Genomic DNA, 25,480 nt, shown 5'->3' with positions numbered 1-25,480 from the left:
TGGTGGGGGCCATGGGCGCTACCGACGACGAGCATTCCGGCCCGGGGCCGCGCCCCGAGGCCGCCGCCTGCCCTGCGCCCACCGGCGACGTCCGGGCTGCCGGCGACACCCACGACTCTCACGCCGCGGGCGACTCTCACGCCGCCGGCGACTCTCACGCCGCGGGCGACTCTCACGCCGCGGGCGACTCTCACGCCGCCGGCGACTCTCACGCCGGCCACGGCCATCACCACGGCGTTTCTGATACCGCTGACCTGCGCTTTCTTGCCGGCGCGCTGGCCCTGATCGTCGCTTTCATGGTTGGGGAGGTCGTCGCCGCCGTCCTGGCCGGTTCGCTGGCGCTGCTCGCCGACGCCGGCCACATGCTCACCGACGCCGCCGCGCTGGGGCTGTCGATGTGGGCACTGCGCCTGGCGTCCCGACCCGCCGCGGGGTCGATGACCTTCGGGTTCAAACGCGCCGAGATCCTCTCGGCCCTGGCCAACGGCGTCACATTGCTGGCGATCAGCGTGGTGGTCACCATCGAGGCCGTCGTCCGCCTGGTCCACCCGGGCAAGGTCGACGGCCCCACCGTCATCGCGGTGGCCGCGGTCGGCGTGGTGGTCAACGCCGCGGCCACCTTCATCCTGGCCCGCGCCGACCGCACCTCGCTCAACATCGCCGGCGCCTTCGCCCACCTCCTGACCGACGCCTGGGCCTTCCTCGCCACCCTCGTCGCCGGCATCGTGATCGTTGTCACGAGCTTCGCCCGGGCCGACGCGGTCGCCTCCCTGTTCACCGTCGCACTCATGCTGCGGGCTGGGTGGGGCCTGGCGCGGGCCGCAGGCCGGGTCTTGCTCGAGGGTGCTCCCGAGGGCGTCGACCTGAGCGAGCTGCGCGCCCACCTCCTGCGGCTGCCGCAGGTGACCGCCGTCCACGACCTCCACGCGTGGGTGGTCACCTCGGACCTGCCGGCCGTGTCGGCCCACATCGTGGTCGCCGACGAGTGCTTCGCCGAGGGTCGCTCGCCGTGGCTGCTCGACCAGCTCCAGGCGTGCCTGGCGGGACACTTCGACGTGACCCACTCGACCTTTCAGATCGAGCCGGCGGGCCACGCCGCCCACGAGGCAGCCCACCACGAGTGATGGTCGCGGCCGCTCCCGGCGAGGTCATCCAGCCAGCGCGGACCGGTTTTGGCGGCCGCCGCGTACGCCCGGGGGATACCCCACCACGGAGGGCGCGGAAGGGTACAGTGCGGAGGACTCGGGGGGTCCGGGGGACAAGGAGGGCGCACAATGGCCACCACCACCACGCCGCACCACGAGGTCGTCGCTGAACCAGCGCTTCCTGCCGTGGCCGACCCTGCACCGCTCGGTCTGGCGGCGTTCGCCATGACCACCTTCGTGCTGTCGGTGTTCAACGCCCACATCATCACCGACGCCAAGCTGGAGGGCGTGGTGCTGCCCCTGGCCCTGTTCTACGGGGGCCTCGGCCAGTTCCTGGCCGGCATGTGGGAGTTCAAAAACCGCAACACGTTCGGCGCGCTGGCCTTCTCTAGCTACGGCGCCTTCTGGCTTGCCTACGCCGCTTACGCCAAGTTCGTCGCCGGCGGTCTACCGGCCAGCGACGCGTACAAGGCGACCGGTCTGTTCCTGCTGGTCTGGACCATCTTTACTGCTTACATGCTCATCGCTTCGCTGCGGGTCAGCGTGGCGGTAGCCGCGGTCTTTTTGACCTTGGCCCTTACGTTCCTGTTCCTCACCATCGGCGCCTTGGACCAGTCGACCACGATCACCAAGGTCGGCGGCTGGCTCGGCCTGATCACCGCGGTCGTCGCCTGGTACGCCTCGTTTGCAGGGGTTCTCAACGCCACCTGGAGGCGGACCGTGCTTCCGGTCGTGCCGCTCGTGCCGCAGTAGCGTCGATGGCGATGTCCATCGCCGATCAGATTCGTCGCTATTGGGACGCCGACGCCGCCACCTATGACCAAATGCCGTCTCACCGGCCGACGTCGGCCGGTGAGATCGCGGCGTGGTCCAGCGCCCTGGCCCGGTTGCTGCCGGCCCCTCCGTCCCGGGTCCTTGACTGCGGCGCCGGAACCGGTTTTCTCAGCCTCATCGCGGCCCGGCTCGGGCACAAGGTGACCGCCCTTGACCTGTCGCCGGGGATGCTGGCCAAGCTCCACGACCGGGCCACCGCGGAGGGCGTCGGCGTCGAGATCGTCGAAGGGCCCGCCGACCAGCCGCCCCCCGGACCGTTCGACGCGGTCATGGAACGCCATCTGCTGTGGACCCTTCCCGATCCGGTAGCCGCGCTGCGGGCGTGGCGGGCGGTCGCGCCAGGCGGGCGCCTGGTCGTCATCGAAAGCGTGAGGGGCGACGCCGATCGGGCCGAGGCGCTCAAAGCCAAGGCCCGCGCCCTCCTCGGGCGGGCCCGGGGACGCCACGCCGACCACCACGCCCCTTACAGCGACGCTCTGCTCGCGGCGCTGCCGATGGGACGGAGCACGTCGCCCTCGCAGGTCGTGGAGACGGTGAGCGCGGCGGGATGGCCCGACCCGTGGCTCGAGCGCCTGCACGACGTGGAGTGGGCCACCGCGGTCGGGCTGCCGATGCCCGACCGCCTCCTCGGGGTGGCGCCCCGCTTCACCGTCACCGCCGGCTGAACCCCAGCCGCTCGGTAGCGTGGGTCTCGGCACCCCCGCGCCGATCGGAGTGGCACACATGCACCAGACCGCCCAGCAGATCCGCTCATGGTTGGACGAGGGACGACCGGTAGCGGTCGGTCGTGTCGTCGCCATCCAGGGCTTTTCGACCTGGCCCGGAGACGAGCTGTTGGCGGTCGACGCCGACGGCGCCACCGCCGGGTCGATCCTGGGCGCCGCAGGGACCGACCAGCTGCGCGGCGCCGCGGTGGAGATGCTCGCTTCGGGCGACGCCCAGCGGACGGTGACCGTGGAGATCCACGGCAAAGCGGTCATCGAGGCCGGCCTGTCCTGCGGCGGGCAGGCGACGGTGCGCCTGCAGCCCGCCGCCGCGTTCCCTGCCGCGTTGTGGAGTGCGCTGGCGGCGCGCGCCCCGGTGGCTTTGGTCACCGAACCCGACGGCGGTATGAGCGTGGTCAGCGCCCCCGCCCCTGGGGGCGGCCCGGCCCAGGACGAAGCGGCGTCGAGCGAGCCGCTTCGTCTCGGCGCGTCGGTGCTCGCGTCGGGTCATTCCTCGACCCAGTCGATCGACACCCCGGCCGGCGCGGTGCTGGTCGAGGCGTGGATCTCCCCGCCCCGGGTCGTCGTGGTCGGCAACGGGGATCTGGTGCCGGCGCTGGCCGCCCAAGCCGCCCTGCTCGGCTGGGACACCCGCGCCGTCGAGAACCCCGAAGGCTTGGATGCAGCCCTCGACTGGGCCGGGACCACCGCCGCGCTGGTGGTCCTCAGCCACGACCCGCACGTCGACGTGCCGGCCCTGCGCATCGGGCTGGAGCGAGAAGTGCCCTATGTGGGGGCGATGGGCTCGCGCCGGACCCAGAGCCGGCGCATCGACCGGCTCCAGGAGTCCGGCGTCGACCCCGACCTGCTCGAGCGCATCCACCGGCCGGTCGGACTGGACCTCGGCGGCCGTTCGGCCCCGGAGGTGGCGCTGGCCATCTGCGCCGAGATCCTCGCCGAGCGCACCGGCAGCGACGGCCGTTCGCTGCGGGACCGGACCGGCCCGATCCACGACCAGCCCAGGGCGCAGCGGTGAGCAGCCAGACCACGACGACGTGACCGACGGCCCGCTGTCGCTGCGGGTCATCGGACCCGGACGGGCCGGGGAGTCGCTGCGCCGGGCCCTGGCCGGCGCCGGCTGGTCGGCCCAACCCAGCCTCTACCGGGACGACGACCTGAGCGATGCGGCCACCGGGGTCGAGCTGCTGGTCGTGGCGGTCCCCGACGCCGCGGTGGCGCCCGTCGCCGCGTCGGTGGGGCCCGGTGACGCGGTGGTCATCCACCTGGCCGGGTCGCTCGGCTGCGACGTCTTGGCGCCCCACACCGACACCGGCGGCCTGCACCCGCTGGTGGCGCTTCCCTCGCCCGATGTCGGCGAGACCCGCCTGGTGTCGGGCGCGTGGTTCGGCGTCGCGGCTACCACCGAACGAGCCCGCCAGATGGTCGAGCGGGTCGTCGACGACCTGGGCGGCCGGGCTGTGGCCGTCGCCGACCGCGACCGGGCCGCGTACCACGCGGCTGCGGCCATCGCCGCCAACCACCTGGTGGCGCTCATGGCCCAGGTGGAGGCCGTCGCCGGCGCCGCCGGGGTTCCGCTGCAGGCCTTCACCGCCCTGGCCGCCGGCGCCCTCAGCGACGTCGCCGCCCTCGGGCCGGGCGCCGCGCTCACCGGCCCCGTCGCCCGAGGGGACTGGGCGACGGTACGCGCCCACCGCGGCGCGCTGGCACCCGAGGAGCTCGAGGCCTACGACGCCATGTCCCGCCGGGCAGCCCGTCTCGCCGGGACCGACTGGCCGGTGTCGGGCGCGCCCTAACCTGTCCGCTGTGCGCGGCTCTGTGGCAGTGGAGATGGCAGCCCCCCCGGAGCGGGTCTGGGCGCTGGTGTCGGACGTGACCAGGATCGGCGAGTTCAGCCCCGAGACCTTCGAGGCGGAATGGCTGGACGGCGCTACCGGTCCCGCGCCCGGAGCCCGCTTCCGTGGGCACGTCAGGCGCAACGGGCGCGGCCCGGTGTACTGGACCACCTGCACCGTGACCCGCTGCGAGGAGCAGCGGGACTTCGCCTTCAGCGTGGGTACCGCCGGTAAGACCATCAACACGTGGGGCTACCACCTGGAGCCGAGCGGTGAGGGAACCGAGGTGACCGAGTGGTTCGAGCTGGCCGACAACCCCTTGAACCGCCTCTACTGGCGGATCGCGGGCCGGGCCCGGGGCCGGACCAACGAGGAAGGGATGCGCACCACCCTGGAGCGCATCAAAGCGGTCGTCGAGGCCTGAGCGCGGGCTACCGCCGCCGCCCGGCCCGGTACCGGCGGATCAGAGCGTTGGTGGAGCTGTCGTGATCCAGTGCCGGTTCGGCCTCGGAGGTCAGCTCAGGGACGATCCTCTGGGCCAAGGCCTTGCCCAGCTCGACGCCCCACTGGTCGAAGGAGTTGATCCCCCACACCACCCCCTGGGTGAGAACCGAGTGCTCGTAGGTCGCGACCAGCTCGCCTAGGACCCTGGGGGTGAGGCGAGGGGCCAGGATGGTGTTGGTCGGGTGGTTTCCACGGAAGGTGCGTGCGGCCACCTGCGCCTCGGGGACTCCCTCGGCGCGCACCTCCTCCGCGGTCTTGCCGAACGCCAGCGCTTCGGTCTGCGCGAAGAAGTTGGCCATGAGCAGGTCCTGGTGGGATCCGACCCGGTGGGCTGACTCGACGAACCCGATGAAGTCGGCCGGGACCAGCCGGGTCCCCTGATGGATCAGCTGGTAGTAGGCGTGCTGGCCGTTGGTGCCGGGCGTGCCCCACACGATCGGCCCGGTCGGCATGTCGACGGGATCGCCGGCCAAGGTGACGCTCTTGCCGTTGGACTCCATGTCCAGCTGCTGCAGGTAGGCCGAAAAGCGCGACAGGTAGTGGTTGTAGGGGAGCACCGCGTGGGTCTCGGCGCCGAAGAGATCGTTGTACCAGATGCTGATCAGCCCGAGCAGCACAGGCAGGTTCTGGGAAAACGGGGCGGTGCGGAAGTGCTCGTCGATGGCGTGGAAACCTTCCAGCATCTCCCGGAACCGGTCCGGGCCGACCGCGATCATCAAAGACAGCCCGATCGCCGAGTCGTAGGAGTACCGGCCGCCGACCCAGTCCCAGAATCCGAACATGTTGTCGGGGTCGATCCCGAACTCGGTGACCTTCTCGGTGTTGGTCGACACCGCGACGAAGTGCTTGGCCACCGCCGCCGGGTCGCCGAGGGCCGCCAGCAGCCAGTCGCGCGCCGAACCGGCGTTGGTCAGGGTTTCGAGCGTGGTGAAGGTCTTCGAGGCGATCACGAACAGGGTCTCGGCCGGGTCCAGGTCGTGGGTGGCCTCCCAGACGTCGTTGCCGTCCACGTTGGACACGAACCGGCAGGCGATCCGCCGGTCGCTGAAGTCCAGGAGGGCCTCGTGGGCCATCGCCGGGCCGAGGTCGGACCCGCCGATGCCCACGTTGACCACCGTGGTGATCCGCTTGCCGGTGTGACCCCGCCACTCGCCGGAGCGGACCCGGTCGGCGAACGCGGCCATCTTGTCGAGCACCTCGTGGACCTGGTCCACGACGTTGACGCCGTCCACCACGATCCGCTCGCCTCTCGGGGCGCGCAGCGCGACGTGCAGGACCGGGCGGTTCTCGGTGACGTTGATGCGCTCCCCGGCCCACATGGCGTCGATGCGTTCCCGCAGCCCGGCTCGTTCGGCGACCCCGACGAGCAGCCCGACGGTCTCGTCGGTGAGGCGGTTCTTCGAGTAGTCGAGGTGCAAGTCGCCGGCGTCGAGGGTGAGGCGCTCCCCTCGCTGCGGGTCTTTCGCGAACAGGTCGCGCAGGTGCACGTCGCGGATCGTGGCGTGGTGGGCTGACAGCGCCTTCCACTCGGGGGTGTCGGTGATGCGTACCGGGTCGATCGTCACTGGTGCCTCCGAAAGGTGTGCGCCACGTTCCTACCCCACCACCGCGCCGGTCGCCTCCTGCCCGGTTTGGCTACGTTGGCCCGGTGCTGCGCCGGCTGCTGTTGTGGGACATCGACGGGACGCTGGTCCGAGCCGGCGAGCTCGGGGCCTTGGTGTTCGACCAGGCCCTCGAGGACGTGTTCGGGCGCCGGCCCGAGACCCGGGTGCGGATGAGCGGGAAGACCGACCCGCAGATCGTGCGGGAGTACCTGGCGCTCATGCACATCGCCGAGGAGGAGCATCACGTCCCGGCCGTGGTCGGCCACCTCGAGCGGAGGATGGCGGCGGCCGCCGAGGAGCTGCGGGCCAACGGGACGATCTGCCCCGGCGTCGACCGGCTGCTCGCCGCGGTGGCCGCCGACCGGCGCATCCTGTCCTCGGTGCTCACCGGCAACATCGCACCCAACGCGGTGGTCAAGCTGGCCGCCTTCGGCCTCGACCGTTGGCTGGACCTGGAGGTCGGCGCCTACGGCAGCGACCACGCCGACCGGCGGATGCTGGTACCGGTCGCGATGACCCGGGCCGCGACCTCCTACTCGGCGCGCTTCACGCCCGACGACGTCTGGGTGATCGGCGACAGCGAACGGGACCTGGCGTGCGCTCAGGCCGGAGGGGCGCACTGCCTGCTGGTCGGTACCGGCCGCACCCCGGCCGAGGAGCTGGCGGTGCTCGGCGCCGACGCAGCCGTCGACGACCTGTCCGACACCGACGGGATCCTCAAGCTGCTCACCGCCGGTCTGGACTGACCAGCACGTCGGACAGCGCAGCCAGGTCCTCCTCGGACGGAACCCACTCGCCGGCGGCCACGTTGGCGTGGACCTGCTCGACCTTGGTCGCGCCGGCGATCACCGAAGCCACCGGGCGGCGGGCGGCCAGCGACCCGATGGCCACCTCCAGCAGGGACCGGCCGCGCTCCAGGGCGTATTCGGCCAGGGCCTCCACGGTGTCCCAGGTGGCGTCGGGGACGTCGCGCCCGGCCATCCTGGTGTTGTCGGCCAGCCCGCCGCGGGAGTGCTTGCCGGTCAGCAAGCCGTTCGCCAGCGGGAAGAACGGCAACACGCCGACCCCGAAGTGCTCGCAGGCCGGCAGGAGCTCTTTCTCGGCGCCGCGCTCGAGGAGGCTGTAGTGGTTCTGGGCGGAGATCATCCGCTCCGTGCCCGCCGAGCGGGCCGTCCAATCGGCGTCGGCGACCTGCCAGGGCGCGAAGTTGGAGCTGCCGATGTAGCGCACCTTCCCCTCGTCGATCAGCTCGTCGAGGGCAGCCAGGGTCTCGCCGATCGGCGTCAGCGGGTCCGGGCGGTGCAGCTGGTAGAGGTCGATCCAGTCGGTGCGCAGCCGGCGCAGGCTGTCCTCGACCGCCCGGCGGATGTAGCGCCGGCTGCCGCGGGCCTGGTCGCCGGGACCGTCCCCCATGTCCATCCCCCACTTGGTGGCCAGGACCACCTGGTCCCGGCGGCCCTCGAGGACCTCCCCGAGGATCGCCTCGCTGCCGCCCCGGTTGCCGTAGGTGTTGGACGTGTCGAGGAGGGTGATCCCCGCCTCTATGGCGGCGTCGACCACCCGGCGGGAGTCTTCCAGGCCGAGCCGCATGCCGAAGTTGTTGCAGCCGAGACCGACGACCGACACGGTGAGGCCCGACGTTCCGAGTTGGCGGTAGCGCATCCCTCAGCCTGCCTGCCCGGGGATTCCTACCGGCGGCGCGCCCTCCGGGCTACCCGCCTCTTTTCCCACCGCCCGCGGGTCGGGCCGGCCGGCACCTGGCTAACCTGAGCCCGCTATGACGCTGGCAGGCCGTTCGGGGACGCATCACTAGTTGGCTTCTCGTCCCTCATCCCGCTCGGGCGGAGGGCGGCGGCTGCTGATCGTCGCTCTGATCGTGACGATCGTCGTGGTCATCATCGACGCCTCGCTCAAGTCCCGTTCCCCGGCGCCGGCCCAGACCCTGAGCGGCCAGGCGTGGATCGACGACGTCCTGCCGGTCATCGCCGCCTCCACCACCGAAGGCCAGGAGATCACCCAGATCCGCGCTCACGGGCTGGGCATGTCGGGATCCCAGATCAGCGCCGCGCTGAATCAGGCCGCGAAGGGCGCCGAGCACAACTACCAGTCGGTGCTGGCCCTCAAGGCGCCGGCCAGCGCCGGCGGGGCACCGGGCCTGCTCGAGGCGTGCCTCCTGGTCCGAGCCCACGCGGCCCAGGCCGCGGCGACGGCCATGACCGCGGTGCTGAGCGCGGCGGCCCCGCCCGCGTCGGCCACCGATCCCAACGTGCAGGCCCTGGCCACCGCCGGCCAGGACTTCGCGGTCTCCGACCGGGCCTATCAGCTCTTCGCGTCCAACCTTCCCAAGTCGCTCGGCGTGACCATGCCAGCCTCGACCTGGGTCGGCGACCCTGCGGTGTGGACCCCCGACGGGCTCCAGGTGTACCTGGTCGCGCTCCGCAACGGGACCTCGCTGACCCCGGTCCATCAGCTGACCATCGAAGCGGTCAGCACCAACCCGCCGCCGGTCGGCACCACCAACAACGTCCAGCAGATCGCGCCGACCCGGGGCCTGACGGTGACGATCGTGGTGGCCGACACCGGCAACCAGCCCGAGAACAACCTGACCATCTCCGCTGCGGTGTCACCGTCCGCCCCCAACCAGACCTCGCAGGTCAGGGACTTCGCCAACCTGACGCCGGGCAACAGCTACGCGACGACCATCGGACCGGTCGTGCCGGTGTCGGGAGCGCCGAGCACCCTCACGGTGACCGTCACACCCCCCGCCGGCTCGGCCACCCCGCCGGTGACCAAAACCCTCCAGATCGAGGTGGCGGCCCCGCCCCCGCCGAGCACGACCACCACCACCTCGACCACCGTGGCCGGGAAGTCCAGCACCAGCACGGCGGCGGGCTGATCCGTGCCCTGCCCGACTCGGAGGGCGCCGGCGGCGACAGAATCCGGGGCCAGGGCAGGTAACCTTCCGGTCTCATCGAGTTGAACGGCGTGCGACCTGCGGGTGACGCCCGGGTACCACGGAGGCAGGGACGGTGACCACAGCATGGGTGCTCCCCGGCGGGGCGAGCATGGGAGCGATCCAGGTCGGCCAGGCCGAGGCCCTCGTCGCCGCCGGGCACGCCCCTGACCTCCTGATCGGCACGTCGGCCGGTTCCCTCAACGCGGCGTGGCTGGCCGCCGACCCCACTCCCCGGGGCGTCGCGTCCCTGCGCCGCTTGTGGCTGGAGGTGCGCCGCAACCAGATCTTCCCGTTCCGCCCCGTCGCTGCCGGCCTCGGCCTGCTTGGCCGGCGGGACCACTTGGTGCCCAACACCGCCCTGACCAGGTGGCTGAGCGCCCACCTGCCGTACCGCCGGCTGGAAGAAGCCCGCCTCCCGATCACCGTGACCGCCACCGACCTCGACACCGGCGACCCGGTCTACTTCTCATCCGGCGACGCCATCCCCGCCCTGGTGGCGTCGTGCGCGGTCCCCGGCGTGTTCCCGCCGGTCGCCCTCGGCGGGCGGACCCTGGTGGACGGCGGCCTCGCAGCCGACGCCCCGATCGAGGTGGCGATGGAGGCCGGGGCGGACCGGATCTTCGTCCTGCCCACCCTCGGGCCGACTCCGCCCGGCCGGCCTCGCGGCGCAGGGGACGTGCTGCTGCGGTCGGTCAACCTGATGCTCGGCAACGCCCGTGACAGCGAGATCGGCCCGTGGGCCGACCGGGTCGACATCTTCGTCGTGCCGGCGCCGTGGGTGCCGGGCGTGTCGCCGTTCTCTTTCTCCCACGGTCTGCAGCTGATGACCGAGGCCCGGGCCCGGACCGAAGCGTGGCTGCCGGCTGCCCGCCCGGTCGCCCCCGGCGAGACGGGTCGCAGCGCCACCACCGCCCGCCGCCCTCCCCTGGACTAGCCAGGCACCGGGCCGCCGGCAGAGAACGTGCGGTCCGCCGCCGCGGAGGGCAGACTCCCGCCATGCGCCTGCCTGCAGCCGCCTCCCGCCCGGCCCGGACCTTCGCCGGCGCGGCGGCCCGGCTCGCCGCCGCCGACGCGGTCATGGCCCGGCTGGTGGCCGAGGTCGGCCCGCCGCGGGTCAGCGAACCGCAAGACAGCGAGTTCGCGGCGCTGGTCCGCAGCGTGCTCTACCAGCAGCTCGCGGGTCGGGCGGCAGCCGCGATCCACGGCCGCCTGGTCGCCCTCTTGGAGGGTCAGGTCGTCCCCGAGCGGATCATGGCGCTGCCGACCGAGACCCTCCGCGAGGCCGGGCTGTCCGCCAACAAGGCGGCGTCCATCCAGGACCTCGCGGCCAAGGTCCTCGACGGCACGGTGGTGCTCGACCCCGACGGCCTGCGGCGCGAGGACGACGACGAGGTGGTGGCCCGTCTCACTACGGTGCGGGGCATCGGGCGGTGGACCGCGGAGATGTTCTTGATCTTCCAGCTGCGCCGCCTCGACGTGTGGCCGACGGGGGATCTCGGCGTCCGCAAGGGGTTCGGGCTGGCGTGGGAGGTCCCGATGCCCTCGGCCAAAGAGCTCGAACCGCTCGGAGATCCTTACCGGCCGTACCGGTCGGTGGTGGCGTGGTACTGCTGGCGGGCGTGTGAGATCTACGCAGACGCGCCTGCGAGCGCCGTGACCCGCTGAGCGGTCGCGGGGTCGGGGTACCGTCGGCCGGTGCCGACATCTCCGACTGACCGGGCCTTGCGTGCCGGGCCGGGTGGGTGGGCCGCTACCTGCTCCGCCTGCGCGGCCGCGTACCCGCTGGAGGATTTCCGCTGGCGATGCGATTGCGGCGGGCTGTTGGACCCGTCCTCGCCGCCCCTCGACCCGGCGATGCTCCTAGGGGCGCCCGGCTCAACTGGCGCGCCCGGCGCCCCTGGCGCGGCCGGCACCCCCAGCGCCGCTGGCGCGCCCGGCGCGCCCACCGGGACGCCTTGGTCGCTGTGGCGTTACGCCGGCGCCCTCCCGCCCCTGGCAGTGGCCGGGTCGCCGGCGGTGAGCATGGGGGAGGGGTTGACCCCGCTGGTGCCCGGTCCGGGCGGCGTGTGGCTGAAGTTGGACTTCGTGACCCCCACGCTGTCGTTCAAGGACCGCGGCGCGGCGGTGATGGTCGCCGGCATGTCAGCGGCCGGCGTCGGGTCGGTGGTCGCGGACAGCAGCGGCAATGCCGGCGCCGCGCTGGCTGCGTACGCGGCCCGAGCCGGGATCGCCGCGGAGATCTTCGTTCCGGCCTCGACCTCCCCGGGCAAGGAAGCGGCCATCGCCGGCACCGGCGCCACGGTGCGGCGGGTGGAGGGCGACCGGGCGGCGGCCACCGCCGCGGCGGTCGCCCGGCTCGGCGAGACCGGCGCGGTGTACGCCAGCCACGTGCACCAGCCGCTGTTCCTCCACGGGACCAAAACCTGCGCCTACGAGCTCTGGGAGCAGCTCGGCGGCCGGGCGCCCGGCACCGTGGTATGCGCGGCCGGCAACGGCAGCATGGTGCTCGGCTTGGACCTCGGGTTCCTGGAGCTTCAGCGCGCCGGGCTGATCGAGCGGGTACCGCGGGTCCTCGCCGTGCAGGCGCAACGTTGCGCCCCGCTCCTCGCCGGCGCCCACCAGGGCCCAGCCGCGCCCGGGCCGGTCGCCGCTCCCGGGCCGGCAGCCCCAGCCGCCTCCGCAGCGGCAGCCCCCGCCGCAGCCGCCGGCGGCCCGGGGCCGACGGTCGCCGAGGGCATCGCCATCGCCGACCCGCCCCGAGGCACCCAGATCCTGGAGGTGCTCAGCCGCACCGGCGGCCGGGTGCTGCTGGCCCCCGAAGAACGCATCGGTGCGGCGCAGCGCTACCTCGGGTCGCAAGGCGTCGACGTCGAGCCCACCGCGGCGGCGGTGTGGGCCGCGTGGGACCTTGCCCGCCACGCCGCTACCGGCCCCGCCGACGAGGACGCTCCGGTCGTGGTGATCCTCGGCGGGGCGGGCGTCAAGGCCCGCCGGGCCCCCTGAGCACTCGGGCCCCTGAGCACCCGGGCCCGGAGCGCAGTCCACTCGCCGCTAACCGCCTACGGCGTCACCGGGGGCAACGCCGGCGCCGGACCCGCCGGCTTCCACAGCTCCCACCACCGGCGGGAGTTGACCGGCAGGTCGTCAGCGGCCGGCACCGGGCCGACCCGCCCGATACGCAGCGTCCTCGCCCCGCCGTTGGCGTAGCCCACCTGGCCCGGCGTCCACGCGTGGTACGCCAGCCGGAGGCCGCCCGCGGCGTCGGCGAACACCTCTTGGCCGCCGGGGCCCGCGGCCATCCGATCGCTGCTCACCCACGGGCGTCGCGCCGTCAGCTTGGTGAACGGGCCGAGCGGCCCCTCACCCACCGCCAACCCCATTGCGTAGCCGCTCGACTCCCACCAGCCGGCGGAGTACGCCAGCCAGTACCGACCGCCCGCCGACCACAAGCTCGGGGCCTCGATCAGCGGCTGCTCCCACCCCCGGTCGTGATCGAGCAGCCGGACCGGGTCGCCGGCGAGCGACGCGCCGCCGCTACCCAGCGCCGCGCCCCACAGGCTGGAAGGACGGTGCAAGGCGTTGGCGTCGGCCTTCCACAACAGATAGCGGGTGCCGTCGCTGTCGCGAAACACGCTCGGGTCGATCGAGCCGCCCTCGTCGCGCTGGAAGATCACCGGGCCGGTCGTGACGTCCCGGTAGGGCCCGTCCCACGTGGAGCAGGTGGCCACGGAGATGGCCTGACGTCCCGACACCGGCTCGCGCACCGCGTACCAAAGCACCCAACCGTCGGGGGTGGCGGCCACCGCCGGCGACCAGGTGAACCCGCCGACCGCCCAAGACGCGACGTCGGGCAGCGCGTCGGGTCGATCTTCCCAGCTGTTCAGGTCGGGACTGAAGCGGACCTGCACGTTGCGGCCCACCGCGTTGGTGGCGAACGCACCCCAGCCGCCGGGGACCGCCACGACAAAGGGGTCGGGAAAGTCGCCGGGTGCGGCGGGACCGGCCAGCATGCTCAGCCCGTCCCCGCTCCGGTCATTGGCCTCGGCCCACCAACGCCGTCAACTCCGAGGCGCCGGGCACCGGCAGCGACGGGTCCTGGGCGCCGACGGGGGACAAGACGCTCACCGAGACCAGGCCTCGGCCCACCGCCCCGCCGTCGGAGTCGGCGGGGAGGTGCTGGGGCTCACCCCAGCTCAGCTTCACGGTGTAGCTGCCGGGCGCGCCTTCTTTCGGGCTGAGCCGCACCTCGCCGATCCCCCGGCTGGGGGCCGGGGCCAGCACCGTGGGGCGCCAGCCGACCAGATCCTCGAGCGCCAGGTTGGGCACGTTGACGTTCACCGCCACGGCCGGGCCGCCGAGCACGGCCCTGGCTACGGTCACCCCGACGGTCGCCGCGGTCTCCCACTGCTGGCCGTCGAGGCCGTCACCGACGGCTTGGCCCTCGACCGCCGCGCCTCGTACCGACTGGCTCACCGCCACACCGGGGATCCCCCCGCTGATGGCGGTGAGTGCGGCGCCGACGGTGCCGGAATGCTGCACCGAGCGGCCGACGTTGGCTCCCGGGTTGATCCCCGACAGCACCATGTCGAAGTCGCCATCGAAGGCGCCGAGCCGGGCGTAGTACACGCACAGCGCCGGCGGCCCGCTCACCGCCCAGGCTTCGGGGACCCCCTCGATGCTCGCTTCGTGCACGTCGGGTTGGACGAGATGGAGCGGTCCGAGCGCCACGCTGGCGCCGGAGTACTCGGTGTCAGGCGCGACGACCACGACGTCGCCGAGGGCGGTGGCCGCCCGGGCGAGGCTGTGGAGGCCGGCGGAGTCGATGCCGTCATCGTTGGTGACAAGGATCCGGGGCACTGCTTGACCCTACGCCGTGCCGGGGCCCTCACCGTGCGGCCACCGCAGCCCGAAAGATGAAAGCCGCGACATACCTGGCGCTTGTTGCCGGGGTCTGTCGCGGGTTGCAGGCCTTCTGCGCCGGCGCGCCGCGCCACATCCCTGCCATCGAAGCGAGGTCTGTCGCGGCGTTCATTTCTCCGACCGACCGACCGGGCGGACCGGACCGCTCGCAGCGACGATCGCGGCGGAGGCCACCGCGGCGGTGACCGACAAGGCCGCCCACCCGAGAAGAGCCGGACGGCCCCAGATTCCGTCCGGCCCGGCGACCACCAACACCAGGGCCGCGCTTAGAGCGCCGACGGCCGCCGTCGGTCGGAGCCGGCGGGACAGGGCCGCGGCGCAGACCGGCCCGAGGGCCAAGAGGCCGGCCATGACCACGTGCCGGCCGAGGGCCGCGTCGATGCCGGCGAGGACCACGTCGAGCCCGACCGCGACCAGCCACGGTTCGCGCAGCTCGAGGCGCACCGCGCTCGCCGCGGCGCCGACCGAGAGCACCGACCCGGTGAGCAGCCCCGCGGTCGCCGCGGTCGCCTCCGGGCCGGCCGGGAGCGCGGCGGCGATTATCAGCAGCGGGACGGTGAACCCGATCCCCGCCACCGCACCGGTCCCGAGGAGATGGCGCGACGAGACGCGCGGAGCGTCGGGCTGCCGGGTCGCCCGCCGCCCGAGCGCGGTCCCAGCCACGATCCCGAGCGGCTTACCGAGGACCCGGGCGACGACCACCGCCACGAAGATGCGGGTGGCGTCGGCGCCGGCGAAGAGGTTGCCCGACAGCACGATCCCGATGTTCGCCAGCGCGAACACGGGGAGCACGACGGTGTTCACCAGCGGCTGGACTCGCTGCTCCCACCTGCGGACCTTCGGGTTGTACCCACCGTCGGCCGGCCGCCGGCGGGGTCCCCACGCTCCGAGGGCAGCGCCGACGACGCACGCCTCGACGCCGGCGTGGAGCATCGACCACCAGGCGACGGCGGCCAGCGCGACGCGCAGCGCACCGACCGGCGCCCGCGTCCACCACACGCCGACAAGCAGGCCCAGAGAACCGGCCCCGGCCAGCAACCATCCGAGTTTGACCCCCTGGTTGTAGGCGACGACCAGGATGACGATGGCGACCAAGTCGTCGGCCACCGCCAGGGTCAGCAAGAACATCCGGGCTCGCCCGCCGACGTTGCCGACCACCGTCAGCGCGGCGACCGCGAACGCCACATCGGTGGCCGTCGGGATCCCCCAGCCGCCCGAACCCGCCCCGCCGGCGATGACGACGGTGTAGAGGAGCGCCGGAACGGTCATGCCTGCGAGCGCGGCGACCACCGGGACGACCGCCCTGCGCAGCGTCTTCAACTCGCCGGCGATGACCTCCCGGCGGATCTCCAACCCGACGACGGCGAAGAACGCCACCAGCAGACCCTGATTGGCCCAGTCCCGCAGGCTGAGGTTGAGCGCTTCGTGGTGCGCGGTCCAAAACCGGCTGTAGCCCGACGAAGGCCAGTTGGCCCAAACCAGGGCGGCGACGGCGGCCAGTAGCAGGCCGCTGCCGGCGACTCGGTCATCGGCCAGGCGGGCGACGAACGCGTTGCGGCGGCGGGGTTGGGCTGGTGCGGGCACAGGATCTCCGGGGGTCGGCGAAGACACGCCGACCAGGCTTCCCGGCACACCCAGCTTCACAAGCTAGCGGTACGGCAGACCTAGAGGGCCGGCGGGGCTTCGTAGGCGACGCTGGCCGCCTCAGGCGGCGACGGTCGGCCCACCGCGCTGGCCTCGCCTCGCCGGGATGACGGCGATGAGCCCGCCTACTACACTGGCTGGGCTGTCTCGCACTCGTAGCTCAACGGATAGAGCATCTGACTACGGATCAGAAGGTTGTGGGTTCGAATCCCGCCGAGTGCACCAGAAACGCCCTGGTCAGAGGGTGCTTTGCTGAGGGGCTGATTGAAGCGGAGGGGCGCTGGGACGGCCGGCCCGCCGGCTGCCACCAGGCTGCGGCTGGCAGCGCCAGTCGCTGAGCGCATTCCGCCATGTCGGTAGCATGCGAAAGTGCCACCCCCTCGACGAACCTTGGCTTTCCGCAGTCGGGCAGCGCGGCATCTCTCGTAATGGCGAGCGATGCGGAGACGGCAGGCCTACCTTCGCCGCTAAACCCCGATCCCTCGGCTGCGAAGTCGGCTGCGCGCCCGAGGCGTGAGAGGTCCGGTGGGGGCATCCTGGCTCCGTTGACTGCACGGCGGCTACTTGGCTGGCCACTGGTCATCGGGTTCCTCTTGGCGATAGCCACCTGGAACATCTCGCCGCAGAGCCTGAAACCGGTCGATGTTATCGATTACGACTATCGGGCAGCGTTGGAATGGGCGGCGACAGACCGCCTCTCATTCGGATCGCACCTGGTGTTCACGTTTGGCCCTCTCGGCTTCCTGGCGTCACCAGTTCTGTTCTTCGCGGTCCCTGCCTTTTTCGGCTTCGCGTTTCTTACCGCACTGAAGACGTGCACGGGATGTGTCATCTATCGGTCCCTCCGCAGTTCCGCTCCCGCCGTCGCGGCATTGCTTTTCTCCTACCTGGTTATGGCGCTGATCAGCCCCGGATTCGCCGTGGAATTCCTGGTGCCGTTGGGCTTTGTTTGGGCTGTCAAGATCGTTGATCGGCCTGGCGGACGTCGCCTCGGGGAAGAGCTTGTCATGGCCGGAGGCTTTACTGCCGTTGCCGGCCTGATCAAGGTGAGCCTGGGCCCGCCAGTGCTTCTGGTGTTTGTCGTGGCCTGGGCACTTCGACCAGATCGTGCCGTCCGCCAACTCGGCGGCTACATCGGCGGCCTGGCCGTCGCGTTTGCTGCAGTGTGGCTTGCTACCGGCAATAGTCTGCTGTCGGTCTTCACCTGGCTGAGACTCGAGGCCGCTTTCATATCGGGATATTCGGCAATGGCCAGCGAGATGCCCGGACGTCTCTACTCCTACTGGTTGGCCGGAGTTGCCATCGTCACCGTCGTGGTCATCGCAGGACTCCGTGGCTTCCAGAGGGGAGGATTGCCACATGCCGCTGGGTGGATACTGATGACTCTCGTCGTGACGGAGGTGCTCTTCAGGGAATCATTTGTCCGCCACGATCAACACGATGTGCTGTTCCTCGCCGCCACGCCCCTGCTGTTTATAGCTGTTGCCGGTCCTGCGCAACGACGTGTTTGGCGTGTGCAGCCCGCTCTGCTTCTGACCGTAGCGGTCTGCGAGTCGGCTGTGGTCGGAGTCGCTCCGTCGCTGGTGGCGCGTCCCCAAACCGCGGCACACCTTTGGCTCTCTGACGGCAAGACGATCGTCTTGCCGTCAGACCGTCGGACCTTGGAAGCAGAGGGGAGGAGCGGCTTGCAGGGCATCTACAGGTTGCCGTCGAGCTGGTTGACCGAGATGAGGGGCCAGCGTGTCGCTGCCGCTCCCCGCGGCCAACCGATGGCCTGGACGTACCCGCAGTTGCGATGGCAGCCCATGCCGACGATACAGGAATATACGGCGTACACATCGTCGCTCGACAACCTGGACGCATCGTTCTTTGGCTCGCAGGACGCGCCGCCGTGGGTGCTTCAGCAAAGCTTCGGCCTGGATGGCCGAAACCCCGCCTGGGATTCCCCGGCGGCCGAGCTGGCTCTTCGATGCAACTATCGCGTCGTCAGCACCGACTCGCCGTTTCTCACGTTGCTGCACCGAACCCATGACATGTGCGGACGGGCACAGCCGCTAGCCGACGTTCACGCAAAGCTGGGTCGTGCCGTCACCATTCCGGCACCAGCGGCGGGCATGGCGTTGGTGACCACCATCCACACCAGCCCGTCACTGGCCGGACTTCTTGCTGGTGCGGTTTTCAAAGGTGGCACCTATTCGGTCATCGTCAACAACACGACCCGATATCGGTTCGTAACAGGCACTGGGTCGTCAGCCCACCTGCTCAACTGGCCCGTTGATAGTGGCACTACTATGGCGGTCCCAGCGGTCCATTCTCTAACGGTGGTATCCAACGACCCTTGGGCCTCAAAGTCTTCGGTAGACCTCCGGCTCTCTGAGATACCCGTCGGTCGGTAGCCGCGGGACCCGGACGCGCCGACGCCCCGACCGGCGGTGCCGGCCGGGACGCCAAGGCGCGTGGCTGCGGGCCTAGCCCGCCGCGGCGGTGTAGCTGTAGGGCACGGCCGCCACTTGGTCGCCGGCCGGGATGGCCTGGCCGAAGGGTGACAGCTCGCTGGCGGTGTCCACGTACAGGGTGCCGCTTACCGGTCCGGCCGCAGTGGGTTTCATCACCGCGTAGAGGGTGGTGGTCTGGCCCGGCTGCACGATCACCGGGTTGACCGTCCCGGTCTGCCACAGGTCCCCGTAGGTGGTGGTGACGGCCGGGTCGAACGCCTGGGTCGTCGCCTGCAAGGTGATGTGGGCTGGGGCGGGGGTGGCGCCCTGCTGCGTGAAGACGCCGACCAGCGCCGGGTCCACGTTCCAGTCGCCCGGGGTCACCGGGTTGTCGGTCCAGGTGGCGGTGGCCGAGTCGCCGGTGCTGGTGGCGGCCACCTGGGGGTCGCCGTTGAGCTCCCCGCCGAAGTCGCCCAGGTAGGGCGACATGTCGAAGGTGGCCGGTGCGGTGGCGTCCAGCTGCCCGGCCAGGCCGGTGGTGTCGGTCGGCACGATGAACTGCGGGATCGGGGTGGCGGTGGGCAGGGGCAGGGTGACCGAGGCGCTGGAGTTGTAGGGCTGCAGGGTCTGGGTCACGGTCTGGTTGAGGCGGGGATCGAGGAAGTACGCCTGGGGCGCTCCGCTGGTGTTGTGCACCGTCACGGCCACCACCTTCGACGACTTCAGCGCCACGCTGCCCGTGGGCAGCCCGGTGGCGGTGGCAGCCACCGGGGCCAGGGTGATCTTCCCGTCGAGCGCCGAGGACACGTTCGGTCCGCTGGCCGGGTTGGCGAACGCCACGATGGCCGTCCAGCGTCCCGCTGCAGGGGCGAGCACGTGGCTGGCTGCGCCGACCTCGGTGACGGTTACCGGGCTGGAGGTGGTGCCCCCGACCGCCAGCTGGTTGCTGGCGTGGCCGAGCGCCTCACCGGTGGGCGACACCAGGAACAACGAGTAGTTGTCGGCGTTCCCGTTGCGGTACCTGGTCGACACGTTCAGCTCCGGGGTCCCCTGCGGGACGTCGAAGGAGAAGTACTGCGTCGTCGCCGGGGCGCCACCCCGGCCGTTGCCGCCGAACACCGGCACGCTGAAGGTGCCGGTCCCGCCAGTGAGCGGCACCAGGCTGCGCAGCGCCACCGGGATGGACGCCGGCTGGCCGAATGGGCTGGTCAGGGTGATGGCGGCGGTCTCGTCGCCGGCGGTGGCGGGGGTGGCCACCGCCACCGACACCGTCTTGGAGGCCCCCGGGGCCAGGGTGATGCTCGAGGGGGTCACCGTCCCGAACGGCTGCCAGCTCTGGCCGGTGGCCACGAAGTCGATCGGCGAGCTCGGGGCCACGTCACCCTGGTAGGTGACGTACGCGGTCCAGGTGCCGGCCGCCGGGTAGCGGACCCCGACGTTGGAGGTCAGCGTCGAGCCCTGAGGGAGGCCGTCGATGGCCAGCCGCCCGAACGGGTCGATCAAGCTGACGTCGACGAAGCCGTTCTGGTCGGCGGCGGCCAAGGCGGCGTGGGCGGCCAGGTAGGACGTCCCGGGGGCCACGGTGAAGGTCAGTTTCTGCTGGTAGCTCGCCGAGGTGGCCTTCAGCCGGCGGGCGGCCAGCGTGGTCGGGTCAGACAGCACCCGGCCGGCCAGGTGGACGGTCTGGGTGCCCGAGCCGGAGTTGGTGACCGTCACCGGCTGGGTGACGGTGGTGCCGGCGGGAGCGGTGGCCGCGATCGTGTCGGGGCTGGTCTGCAGCGTCATGCCCTTCCCCCGCGGGGAGCCGTCAGCGGTCTTCACCGACTCCGCGGCCAGGACCGCCTGGTAGGCGTTGAGCAAGCCGGCGCCCTGCTGGTCAGCGGGCAGCCCCACGTCGGTGGCGGTGGAGGTGATGATCTGCTTGATCAGCGCCGGCGTGGGGGTCGCCCCATGGTGGGTCTTGCGGTAGGCCTGGATGACCAGCGCGGCGGTGGCCGACGTCAGCGGGGCCGCCTCGCTCGTGCCTCCGGAGATGCAGGCGCCGTACTGGGTCGCCGAGACCTGGCACGACACCCAGTTGAGGTCACCGGGGGCGATGAGGTTCGGGCCCTTCAGGCCCTCGGTGAACCCGCTGCTGCTGAGGGAGCTGAGGTTGTTGTCCTCCCAGCCGTTGAAGGCCACGCCGCTAGGGGTGATGCCTTCCTGGGCGTAGACCCGGTAGGTGGTGCTGGCCCCTGCGCTCAGGACCGCCGGGTCGGTGCTCGGCGAGCCGACGGTGTTGGTGGGACCGGCGTCACCGCTCGACACGTCGACCAGGGTGCCCGCCTCGGTGGCCTGCTCGTCGGCCTGGCGGACCACGTCGGTCATGGTGTCGGGCAGCGGGTTATAGCCGAACGACTCGTTGAGCACGTTGACGTGGTCGACGGTCACCGCATAGTCGATGGCCTGCAGGATGGCGGAGGTGGTGGCGTCGTAGTTGGTCGGGAACACCTTGAGCCCGACGATGTCGGCCCCAGGGGCGGCGCCGAGCACGTTGAACTTGCAGGTGGTCCCGTCGCTCAACTTGGCGGTGTAGACGCTGGTCCCCTGGGCCCCTATCGAGCTGGCGTCGAGGGAGGCCTCACCGCCGCTCACTGTGCCGATGCCCTCGCCGGTGAAGTCCTTCTCGTCGACCACGACGGACTTGCCGTTGCGTCGGAGGAAGTTGGGCTGGTTGGGCTGGAAGCCCTCGGCGATGAACGCCACGGTCACGCCCTTGCCGGTGATGCCGAGCGACGAGGCGGTGGGCCCGGCACCGGGCAGGTTGCTGTCGGCGTGGATGGCTTCGAGGGCCTGGGGGTCGAGCTCCACGCCGTTGGGGCCGGGCTGGCACGCAGTGCTCGGCGCGGCGGCTGCCGGGGTGGTGGGTGCAGCGGGGGCCTTGAAGGAGAGGTGGGCGGTCTGGTCGGGGACCACGGCGGCTACCGCGCTGTCAGAGGCCAGGCGGCGCTCCTCGGCGGCCGAGACGTTGGCGCTGAGGGCGTTGAGCACCGAGTAGGTCTTCAGGTGGGGGGCGTTGAGCTGGTGCAGCTCAGCCACCACCGGGGCCTGCTGCGAGGCCACCGCCGCCTTGCGCTGCGGGGTGAGGCCGGGGGTGGCCGGCAGGCTGTTCAGCTGGTCCTTGAACAGCACGATGACCGGGTGCGTGGCCCCCGTGGCCAACGCAGCGGCCTGCGGACCGGCCAGCTGCCCGATAGGCGCGGTCGGTGCGGCGGCTGCGCTCCCGGGCGTCAGCGGCAACGCCACCCCCGCCGAGAGCGCCGCTGCTCCGAGGACTCCGAGGCGCGCGATAACAGGTCTTTTCGGCACGTTTTCCTCCCACCTGACGTTGAAGAGCAGAGTATTGCCGCGAAACGAGCGTTACGCCACCGTCTCTGGCAAATACCTCTGTTACGGACTCGTGACGCTCGGTCGTCCGGCGGGCGACCGGCGTGAGCTCAGGTGATCCCGCTGGCCGCGGCGCCCGGTGACAGCCCGAGGCCGTCGAGCTCCTCATCGGTCAGATGGGCCAGGGGATCTCCAGGGTGGGTGACGACCGCGGCCAGCGTGCCCGCCGCCACCACGACGGTGAGGACGGTGAAGATCCCCGTCGAGTGCAGCAGGCCCAACGGGCCGGTGAGGACTCCGACGGCCATGACGGGAAGGGCCAATGCCAGGTAACCCACCATGTTGAACGCGGACACCATCCCGGCCCGGTTGTGGGTGGGCGCGATGTGGTTGATCAACGCCAGGCTGCCCATAAACGTGATGCCGCCGCCCAAGCCGGTGAGGACCGAGCCGGCGGCGAAGAGCGCCACCGAGCCGGCGTCGAGGGCAGCCCACACCAGAGCCAGGCCAGCGCCGAGGGCGCCGACCCCCGCTGCCATGGACCGCCTGGGGCTCCAATGCCGCAGGCTGAGCTGGCTCACACCCCCGAGCAGGTTGAATCCGAAGAGCAGGCCGCCCGCTGCCAGGTGACTGTTGACGTGGAGGATCTGCCGGCTGATCGTCGCGCCGAGCGCCGCGTAGAGAGCCCCGACCGACCAGGCCACTCCGACCGCGGCGCCGGCCACCGCGAAGGACCGCCGGACCTGCCGGGGCACTTCGGGCCGGGTCACGCGAGGCGTCCAGCGCACGCCGGGTGGGCGGATGACCGTCTCGGGCACCGAGCGCAGCAGCGGCACCGAAATCGCCACCAGGCCGAGCTCCACTGCGAAGGGCAGCACCGTCGGAGCCGGCAGGTACTGGGCGCACACCCCGAATAGGAGCGGCCCGGTCGCCGCTCCGGCCACGAACGTGATCGTGTTGAGCAGCGACGCCCGGCGAGGGTCGCGGTCATCGTCGAGCTCGACCAGCGCCGCCGCCACCCCTCCGGTCAAGGCGCCGGTCGCGACGCCTTGCACCGCACGGGCGACGAACAGCCACGCCACGTTCTCCGCGAGCAGGAACACCGACGCACTGACCCCGAGCATGACCATCGCAGGGAGGATCACCTTCCGGCGCCCGATCTCGTCGGACATGCGACCCACGAGGAGCAGCGAGCCGAGCACGGCCAGGGCGTAGGTGCCGAAGATCGCGGTTACCGTCAGCGCCGCGAAGTGCCACTGCTGCTGGTAGACGACATACAGCGGAGAAGGCGCGTTGCTGGCGAGCAGCGCTACAAACAGCGCGTAGGCCACGGCCAGCTGGCGGCGGTTGATGCCGGCCCCGGTCGGCAGGCTGGCAGCGGGTGGCACCGGCGGCAATCTAGCCTGCGTCTCGCGTTTGCACCTTCGACGGGTCTCGTGCCGACGTGGCCGATGTCATAGCCAGAAAGCCGGGGGACCCTCACCGGGCTGATATCCTGGCAATTCCACCTGCGATTGGCCACTCCTCCGGGAGAAATGGCCGATCTGGTGACGTGATCAGCAGGCAGGCAGGCAGGCAGGCGGCGGCCCCGGACCGAGCTGCGCAGATCACGCCCCCCACCGAATCGAGAGAAGGCATGATGGCGACATCATCGTTTGTTGACGCGTTGAAAAGCGCATGGCGTATCGCCGGCCCCCAGCGGCCGCAGAAGCCGACGGAGCTGGCCAGCGTTCTGGCCAGCGCGGACACCCGGGAGCGGGCCGAGCTGATGGACATCATCTCCCGGCAGGACGCATGGGACGACGTCGAGGGCCTCGTCCACTGATCCTGGCTGCTGCCAGCTGGCTGGCCCTCAACGCAGCCCATCGGGCGCGGGTGACCCGCCATGTGCAGTCGATGCCGCACTCGCCGGGCGCTTGTACCCTGTCGGGCCGCTCGCCGGCGCAGGCGTATCCCAGGCGGGCGGGGACCGCACCGGAAGCGACGTTCGCCCGATCGTGGTGTATCTCGACGGTCTCGATGTCGGGCATCGAGAACGCCACTCCTGTCAGCGTCTCGGCGGCCTCCGTGGCCAGCCCCTGCCCGGTGTGGTCCCGGTCGACCCAGTAGCCGATCTCCAAGCAGCGCGGATCGCGCCCTCGGTGGAGTCCGGTGCCGCCGACCACCCCGTCGTCGAGCACCATCGCCATGACGACGTCGCCACCGCTCCGCCAGCTGCGGTCCCAGTCGTGCATCACCGCCGCCCGGTCGCTCCTGGCCATCGGCTCGTCGGCGACCCAGGGCATCCACGGCCGCAGGTGCTCGATGTTGTTGGCCACGGCCGCCGCGAGCAGATCGACGTCGTCAACGGTCCAGCGGCGCAGGAGGAGGCGCCGGCTGCGGACCGCCTCGGGAAGCTGCACTGCGACCACGAACGGCCAGTCTCGCGCCTCGAGCCGCGGGGCTGGGCGCCGCCCGGGCCGGCTCGCCGGCCCGGGTCGCGCCCTTTAGCGGGCGGCGGCTGCCACTTGTCGACGCAGCCCTGGCTCCGGGGCGCGAAGATGTGCGCTCCCGGACGGGCCTGTGCTGGCCCGCCGCCTTTCCTCACCTCCAGGAGTAGCCGTGACCCGTCGCCCACTTCGTCTCGCCGCAGCAACCGCCGGCGCGGCCCTGCTCGTCGCCGCTTGCGGCAGCTCGTCGTCCAGCTCGTCGTCGACGACGGCCGCCGGCGCGACGACGGCGACCACCGCCGCGGCAGGTGGGGGAGTCGACAGCGCGGCCGCCGCGCTGGTGCCGGCGAAGCTGAAGACCGCCGGGGTGGTGCAAGTCGCCACCGACGCCACGTACGCGCCCAACGAGTTCCAGGCCGCCAACGGGTCGATCGAAGGCATGGACGTCGACCTCGGAACGGCTATCGGCAAGGTGCTCGGGGTGCCGTTCAAGTTCTCCAACCAGTCCTTCGACTCGATCATCGGCACGCTCGGAACCCGCTACGACCTTGGCATCTCGTCGTTCACCGACACCAAGGCCCGGGAAAAGCAGGTGACGATGGTCGACTACTTCTCTGCCGGCGAGTCGTTCATGGTCAACAAGGGCCAGCACACCAACCTCACCAGCCTGGCGTCGCTTTGCAACCTCAACGTCGGCGTCGAGAAGGGCACCACCGAGCTCGATGACGCCACCACCCAGTCCAAGAGCTGCAAGGTCAACGTGCAGGCCTTCGACACCGAGACCGAGGTCAACCAGGCGCTCTCCGCCGGCCGGGTCGACGTCGCGTTCGCCGACTCGCCGGTGAACGCCTACTACGCAAAGCAGTCCAACGGGACGTTCCAGATCGTCGGGCCGATCCTCTCCACCGCCCCCTACGGCATGGCCGTCCCGCTCGGCGCCGACTACCAGGGCTTCGACAAGGCGATCGCCGCCGCGCTGACCGACCTGCAGAAGTCCGGGACCTACCAGCAGATCCTCAGCAAGTGGGGCGTGCAGGCCGGCGCCATCTCGAGCTTCACCATCAACGGCGCCACCAGCTGAGCGAA

At 71.5% G+C, this 25,480-nt stretch carries 22 protein-coding genes and 1 tRNA gene; 15 read left to right on the top strand and 8 right to left on the bottom strand.

The annotated features are described in order from the left end of the window. Positions 1-11 precede the first annotated feature (11 nt). The 6 genes from K6U06_RS17140 to K6U06_RS17115 all read left to right on the top strand — a co-directional run bounded on the left by K6U06_RS17140 (position 12) and on the right by K6U06_RS17115 (position 4,960). Positions 12-1,124 (top strand): cation diffusion facilitator family transporter, encoded by a 1,113-nt coding sequence (locus K6U06_RS17140; protein ID WP_262323179.1) that lies wholly within the window; start codon positions 12-14, stop codon positions 1,122-1,124. A 150-nt stretch (positions 1,125-1,274) separates the two neighbouring features. After that, positions 1,275-1,898, top strand: coding sequence for an acetate uptake transporter (locus tag K6U06_RS17135; RefSeq protein WP_262323178.1), 624 nt, complete (start codon positions 1,275-1,277; stop codon positions 1,896-1,898). An 11-nt stretch (positions 1,899-1,909) separates the two neighbouring features. Then, positions 1,910-2,644: a class I SAM-dependent methyltransferase gene (locus tag K6U06_RS17130; RefSeq protein WP_262323177.1), complete on the top strand. Its 735-nt coding sequence runs from the start codon at positions 1,910-1,912 to the stop codon at positions 2,642-2,644. A 58-nt stretch (positions 2,645-2,702) separates the two neighbouring features. After that, positions 2,703-3,719 (top strand): XdhC family protein, encoded by a 1,017-nt coding sequence (locus K6U06_RS17125; RefSeq protein WP_262323176.1) that lies wholly within the window; start codon positions 2,703-2,705, stop codon positions 3,717-3,719. 19 nt (positions 3,720-3,738) lie between these two features. Beyond that, positions 3,739-4,497 carry a DUF2520 domain-containing protein gene (locus K6U06_RS17120; RefSeq protein WP_262323175.1) on the top strand — a complete coding sequence of 253 codons (759 nt, stop codon included), beginning with the start codon at positions 3,739-3,741 and terminating at the stop codon, positions 4,495-4,497. A gap of 10 nt (positions 4,498-4,507) precedes the next feature. Then, entirely contained in the window at positions 4,508-4,960 is a 453-nt protein-coding gene (locus K6U06_RS17115; RefSeq protein WP_262323174.1) for an SRPBCC family protein, read from the top strand. A gap of 7 nt (positions 4,961-4,967) precedes the next feature. Here K6U06_RS17115 and pgi read toward each other — a convergent pair whose 3' ends face one another. Beyond that, the gene (pgi, locus tag K6U06_RS17110; RefSeq protein WP_262323173.1) at positions 4,968-6,605 is read right to left on the bottom strand and encodes a glucose-6-phosphate isomerase; all 1,638 of its coding nucleotides are present in this window, start codon (positions 6,603-6,605) and stop codon (positions 4,968-4,970) included. Between the two features lie 83 nt (positions 6,606-6,688). On the opposite strand from pgi, the gene K6U06_RS17105 reads away from it, so the two are divergent. Continuing rightward, the gene (locus tag K6U06_RS17105; protein ID WP_262323172.1) at positions 6,689-7,390 is read left to right on the top strand and encodes an HAD family hydrolase; all 702 of its coding nucleotides are present in this window, start codon (positions 6,689-6,691) and stop codon (positions 7,388-7,390) included. Here the strand turns inward: K6U06_RS17105 and K6U06_RS17100 are convergent. After that, the gene (locus K6U06_RS17100; protein ID WP_262323171.1) at positions 7,371-8,306 is read right to left on the bottom strand and encodes an aldo/keto reductase; all 936 of its coding nucleotides are present in this window, start codon (positions 8,304-8,306) and stop codon (positions 7,371-7,373) included. The genes K6U06_RS17105 and K6U06_RS17100 overlap by 20 nt on opposite strands. A gap of 214 nt (positions 8,307-8,520) precedes the next feature. Between K6U06_RS17100 and K6U06_RS17095 the strand changes: the two genes are divergently transcribed. From K6U06_RS17095 to K6U06_RS17080, 4 genes are all read left to right on the top strand, one after another. Next, a complete protein-coding gene (locus tag K6U06_RS17095) occupies positions 8,521-9,540 on the top strand; it encodes a hypothetical protein (protein WP_262323170.1) in 1,020 nt (339 codons plus the stop codon). Positions 9,541-9,673: 133 nt separating this feature from the next. After that, the gene (locus K6U06_RS17090) at positions 9,674-10,534 is read left to right on the top strand and encodes a patatin-like phospholipase family protein (RefSeq protein ID WP_262323169.1); all 861 of its coding nucleotides are present in this window, start codon (positions 9,674-9,676) and stop codon (positions 10,532-10,534) included. A gap of 62 nt (positions 10,535-10,596) precedes the next feature. Beyond that, positions 10,597-11,265 (top strand): DNA-3-methyladenine glycosylase family protein, encoded by a 669-nt coding sequence (locus tag K6U06_RS17085; protein ID WP_262323168.1) that lies wholly within the window; start codon positions 10,597-10,599, stop codon positions 11,263-11,265. Positions 11,266-11,295: 30 nt separating this feature from the next. After that, complete coding sequence (locus K6U06_RS17080; RefSeq protein WP_262323167.1) at positions 11,296-12,603, top strand: pyridoxal-phosphate dependent enzyme; 1,308 nt, start codon at positions 11,296-11,298, stop codon at positions 12,601-12,603. 56 nt (positions 12,604-12,659) lie between these two features. Here the strand turns inward: K6U06_RS17080 and K6U06_RS17075 are convergent, their stop codons facing one another. The 3 genes from K6U06_RS17075 to K6U06_RS17065 all read right to left on the bottom strand — a co-directional run bounded on the left by K6U06_RS17075 (position 12,660) and on the right by K6U06_RS17065 (position 16,164). Next, on the bottom strand, positions 12,660-13,610 hold the full coding sequence (locus tag K6U06_RS17075) for a glycoside hydrolase family 43 protein (protein ID WP_262323166.1): 951 nt from the start codon (positions 13,608-13,610) through the stop codon (positions 12,660-12,662). Between the two features lie 22 nt (positions 13,611-13,632). After that, on the bottom strand, positions 13,633-14,457 hold the full coding sequence (gene surE / locus K6U06_RS17070) for a 5'/3'-nucleotidase SurE (protein ID WP_262323165.1): 825 nt from the start codon (positions 14,455-14,457) through the stop codon (positions 13,633-13,635). Positions 14,458-14,628: 171 nt separating this feature from the next. Further along, complete coding sequence (locus K6U06_RS17065; protein ID WP_262323164.1) at positions 14,629-16,164, bottom strand: Na+/H+ antiporter NhaA; 1,536 nt, start codon at positions 16,162-16,164, stop codon at positions 14,629-14,631. A gap of 149 nt (positions 16,165-16,313) precedes the next feature. Here K6U06_RS17065 and K6U06_RS17060 point away from each other — a divergent pair. After that, a tRNA-Arg gene (locus tag K6U06_RS17060) sits at positions 16,314-16,389 on the top strand. A 368-nt stretch (positions 16,390-16,757) separates the two neighbouring features. Then, on the top strand, positions 16,758-18,560 hold the full coding sequence (locus K6U06_RS17055) for a hypothetical protein (protein WP_262323163.1): 1,803 nt from the start codon (positions 16,758-16,760) through the stop codon (positions 18,558-18,560). A 72-nt stretch (positions 18,561-18,632) separates the two neighbouring features. Here K6U06_RS17055 and K6U06_RS17050 read toward each other — a convergent pair whose 3' ends face one another. Further along, on the bottom strand, positions 18,633-21,947 hold the full coding sequence (locus K6U06_RS17050; protein ID WP_262323162.1) for a S8 family serine peptidase: 3,315 nt from the start codon (positions 21,945-21,947) through the stop codon (positions 18,633-18,635). A 128-nt stretch (positions 21,948-22,075) separates the two neighbouring features. Then, complete coding sequence (locus K6U06_RS17045) at positions 22,076-23,353, bottom strand: MFS transporter (protein WP_262323161.1); 1,278 nt, start codon at positions 23,351-23,353, stop codon at positions 22,076-22,078. 164 nt (positions 23,354-23,517) lie between these two features. On the opposite strand from K6U06_RS17045, the gene K6U06_RS17040 reads away from it, so the two are divergent. Further along, positions 23,518-23,790 carry a hypothetical protein gene (locus K6U06_RS17040; RefSeq protein ID WP_262323160.1) on the top strand — a complete coding sequence of 91 codons (273 nt, stop codon included), beginning with the start codon at positions 23,518-23,520 and terminating at the stop codon, positions 23,788-23,790. Here the strand turns inward: K6U06_RS17040 and K6U06_RS17035 are convergent. Beyond that, positions 23,741-24,376: a GNAT family N-acetyltransferase gene (locus K6U06_RS17035; RefSeq protein ID WP_262323159.1), complete on the bottom strand. Its 636-nt coding sequence runs from the start codon at positions 24,374-24,376 to the stop codon at positions 23,741-23,743. The two genes, K6U06_RS17040 and K6U06_RS17035, sit on opposite strands and share 50 nt — an antisense overlap. 190 nt (positions 24,377-24,566) lie before the next feature. Here K6U06_RS17035 and K6U06_RS17030 point away from each other — a divergent pair, with 190 nt between their 5' ends. Continuing rightward, positions 24,567-25,475 carry an ABC transporter substrate-binding protein gene (locus K6U06_RS17030; protein ID WP_262323158.1) on the top strand — a complete coding sequence of 303 codons (909 nt, stop codon included), beginning with the start codon at positions 24,567-24,569 and terminating at the stop codon, positions 25,473-25,475. Positions 25,476-25,480: the final 5 nt, after the last annotated feature.

It is taken from the genome of Acidiferrimicrobium sp. IK (genome assembly GCF_025499425.1).
Classification (GTDB): Bacteria; Actinomycetota; Acidimicrobiia; order Acidimicrobiales; family Palsa-688; genus Acidiferrimicrobium.
Note: the sequence above shows the minus strand (reverse complement) of the source record. Positions and strands in the feature narration are given on the sequence as shown.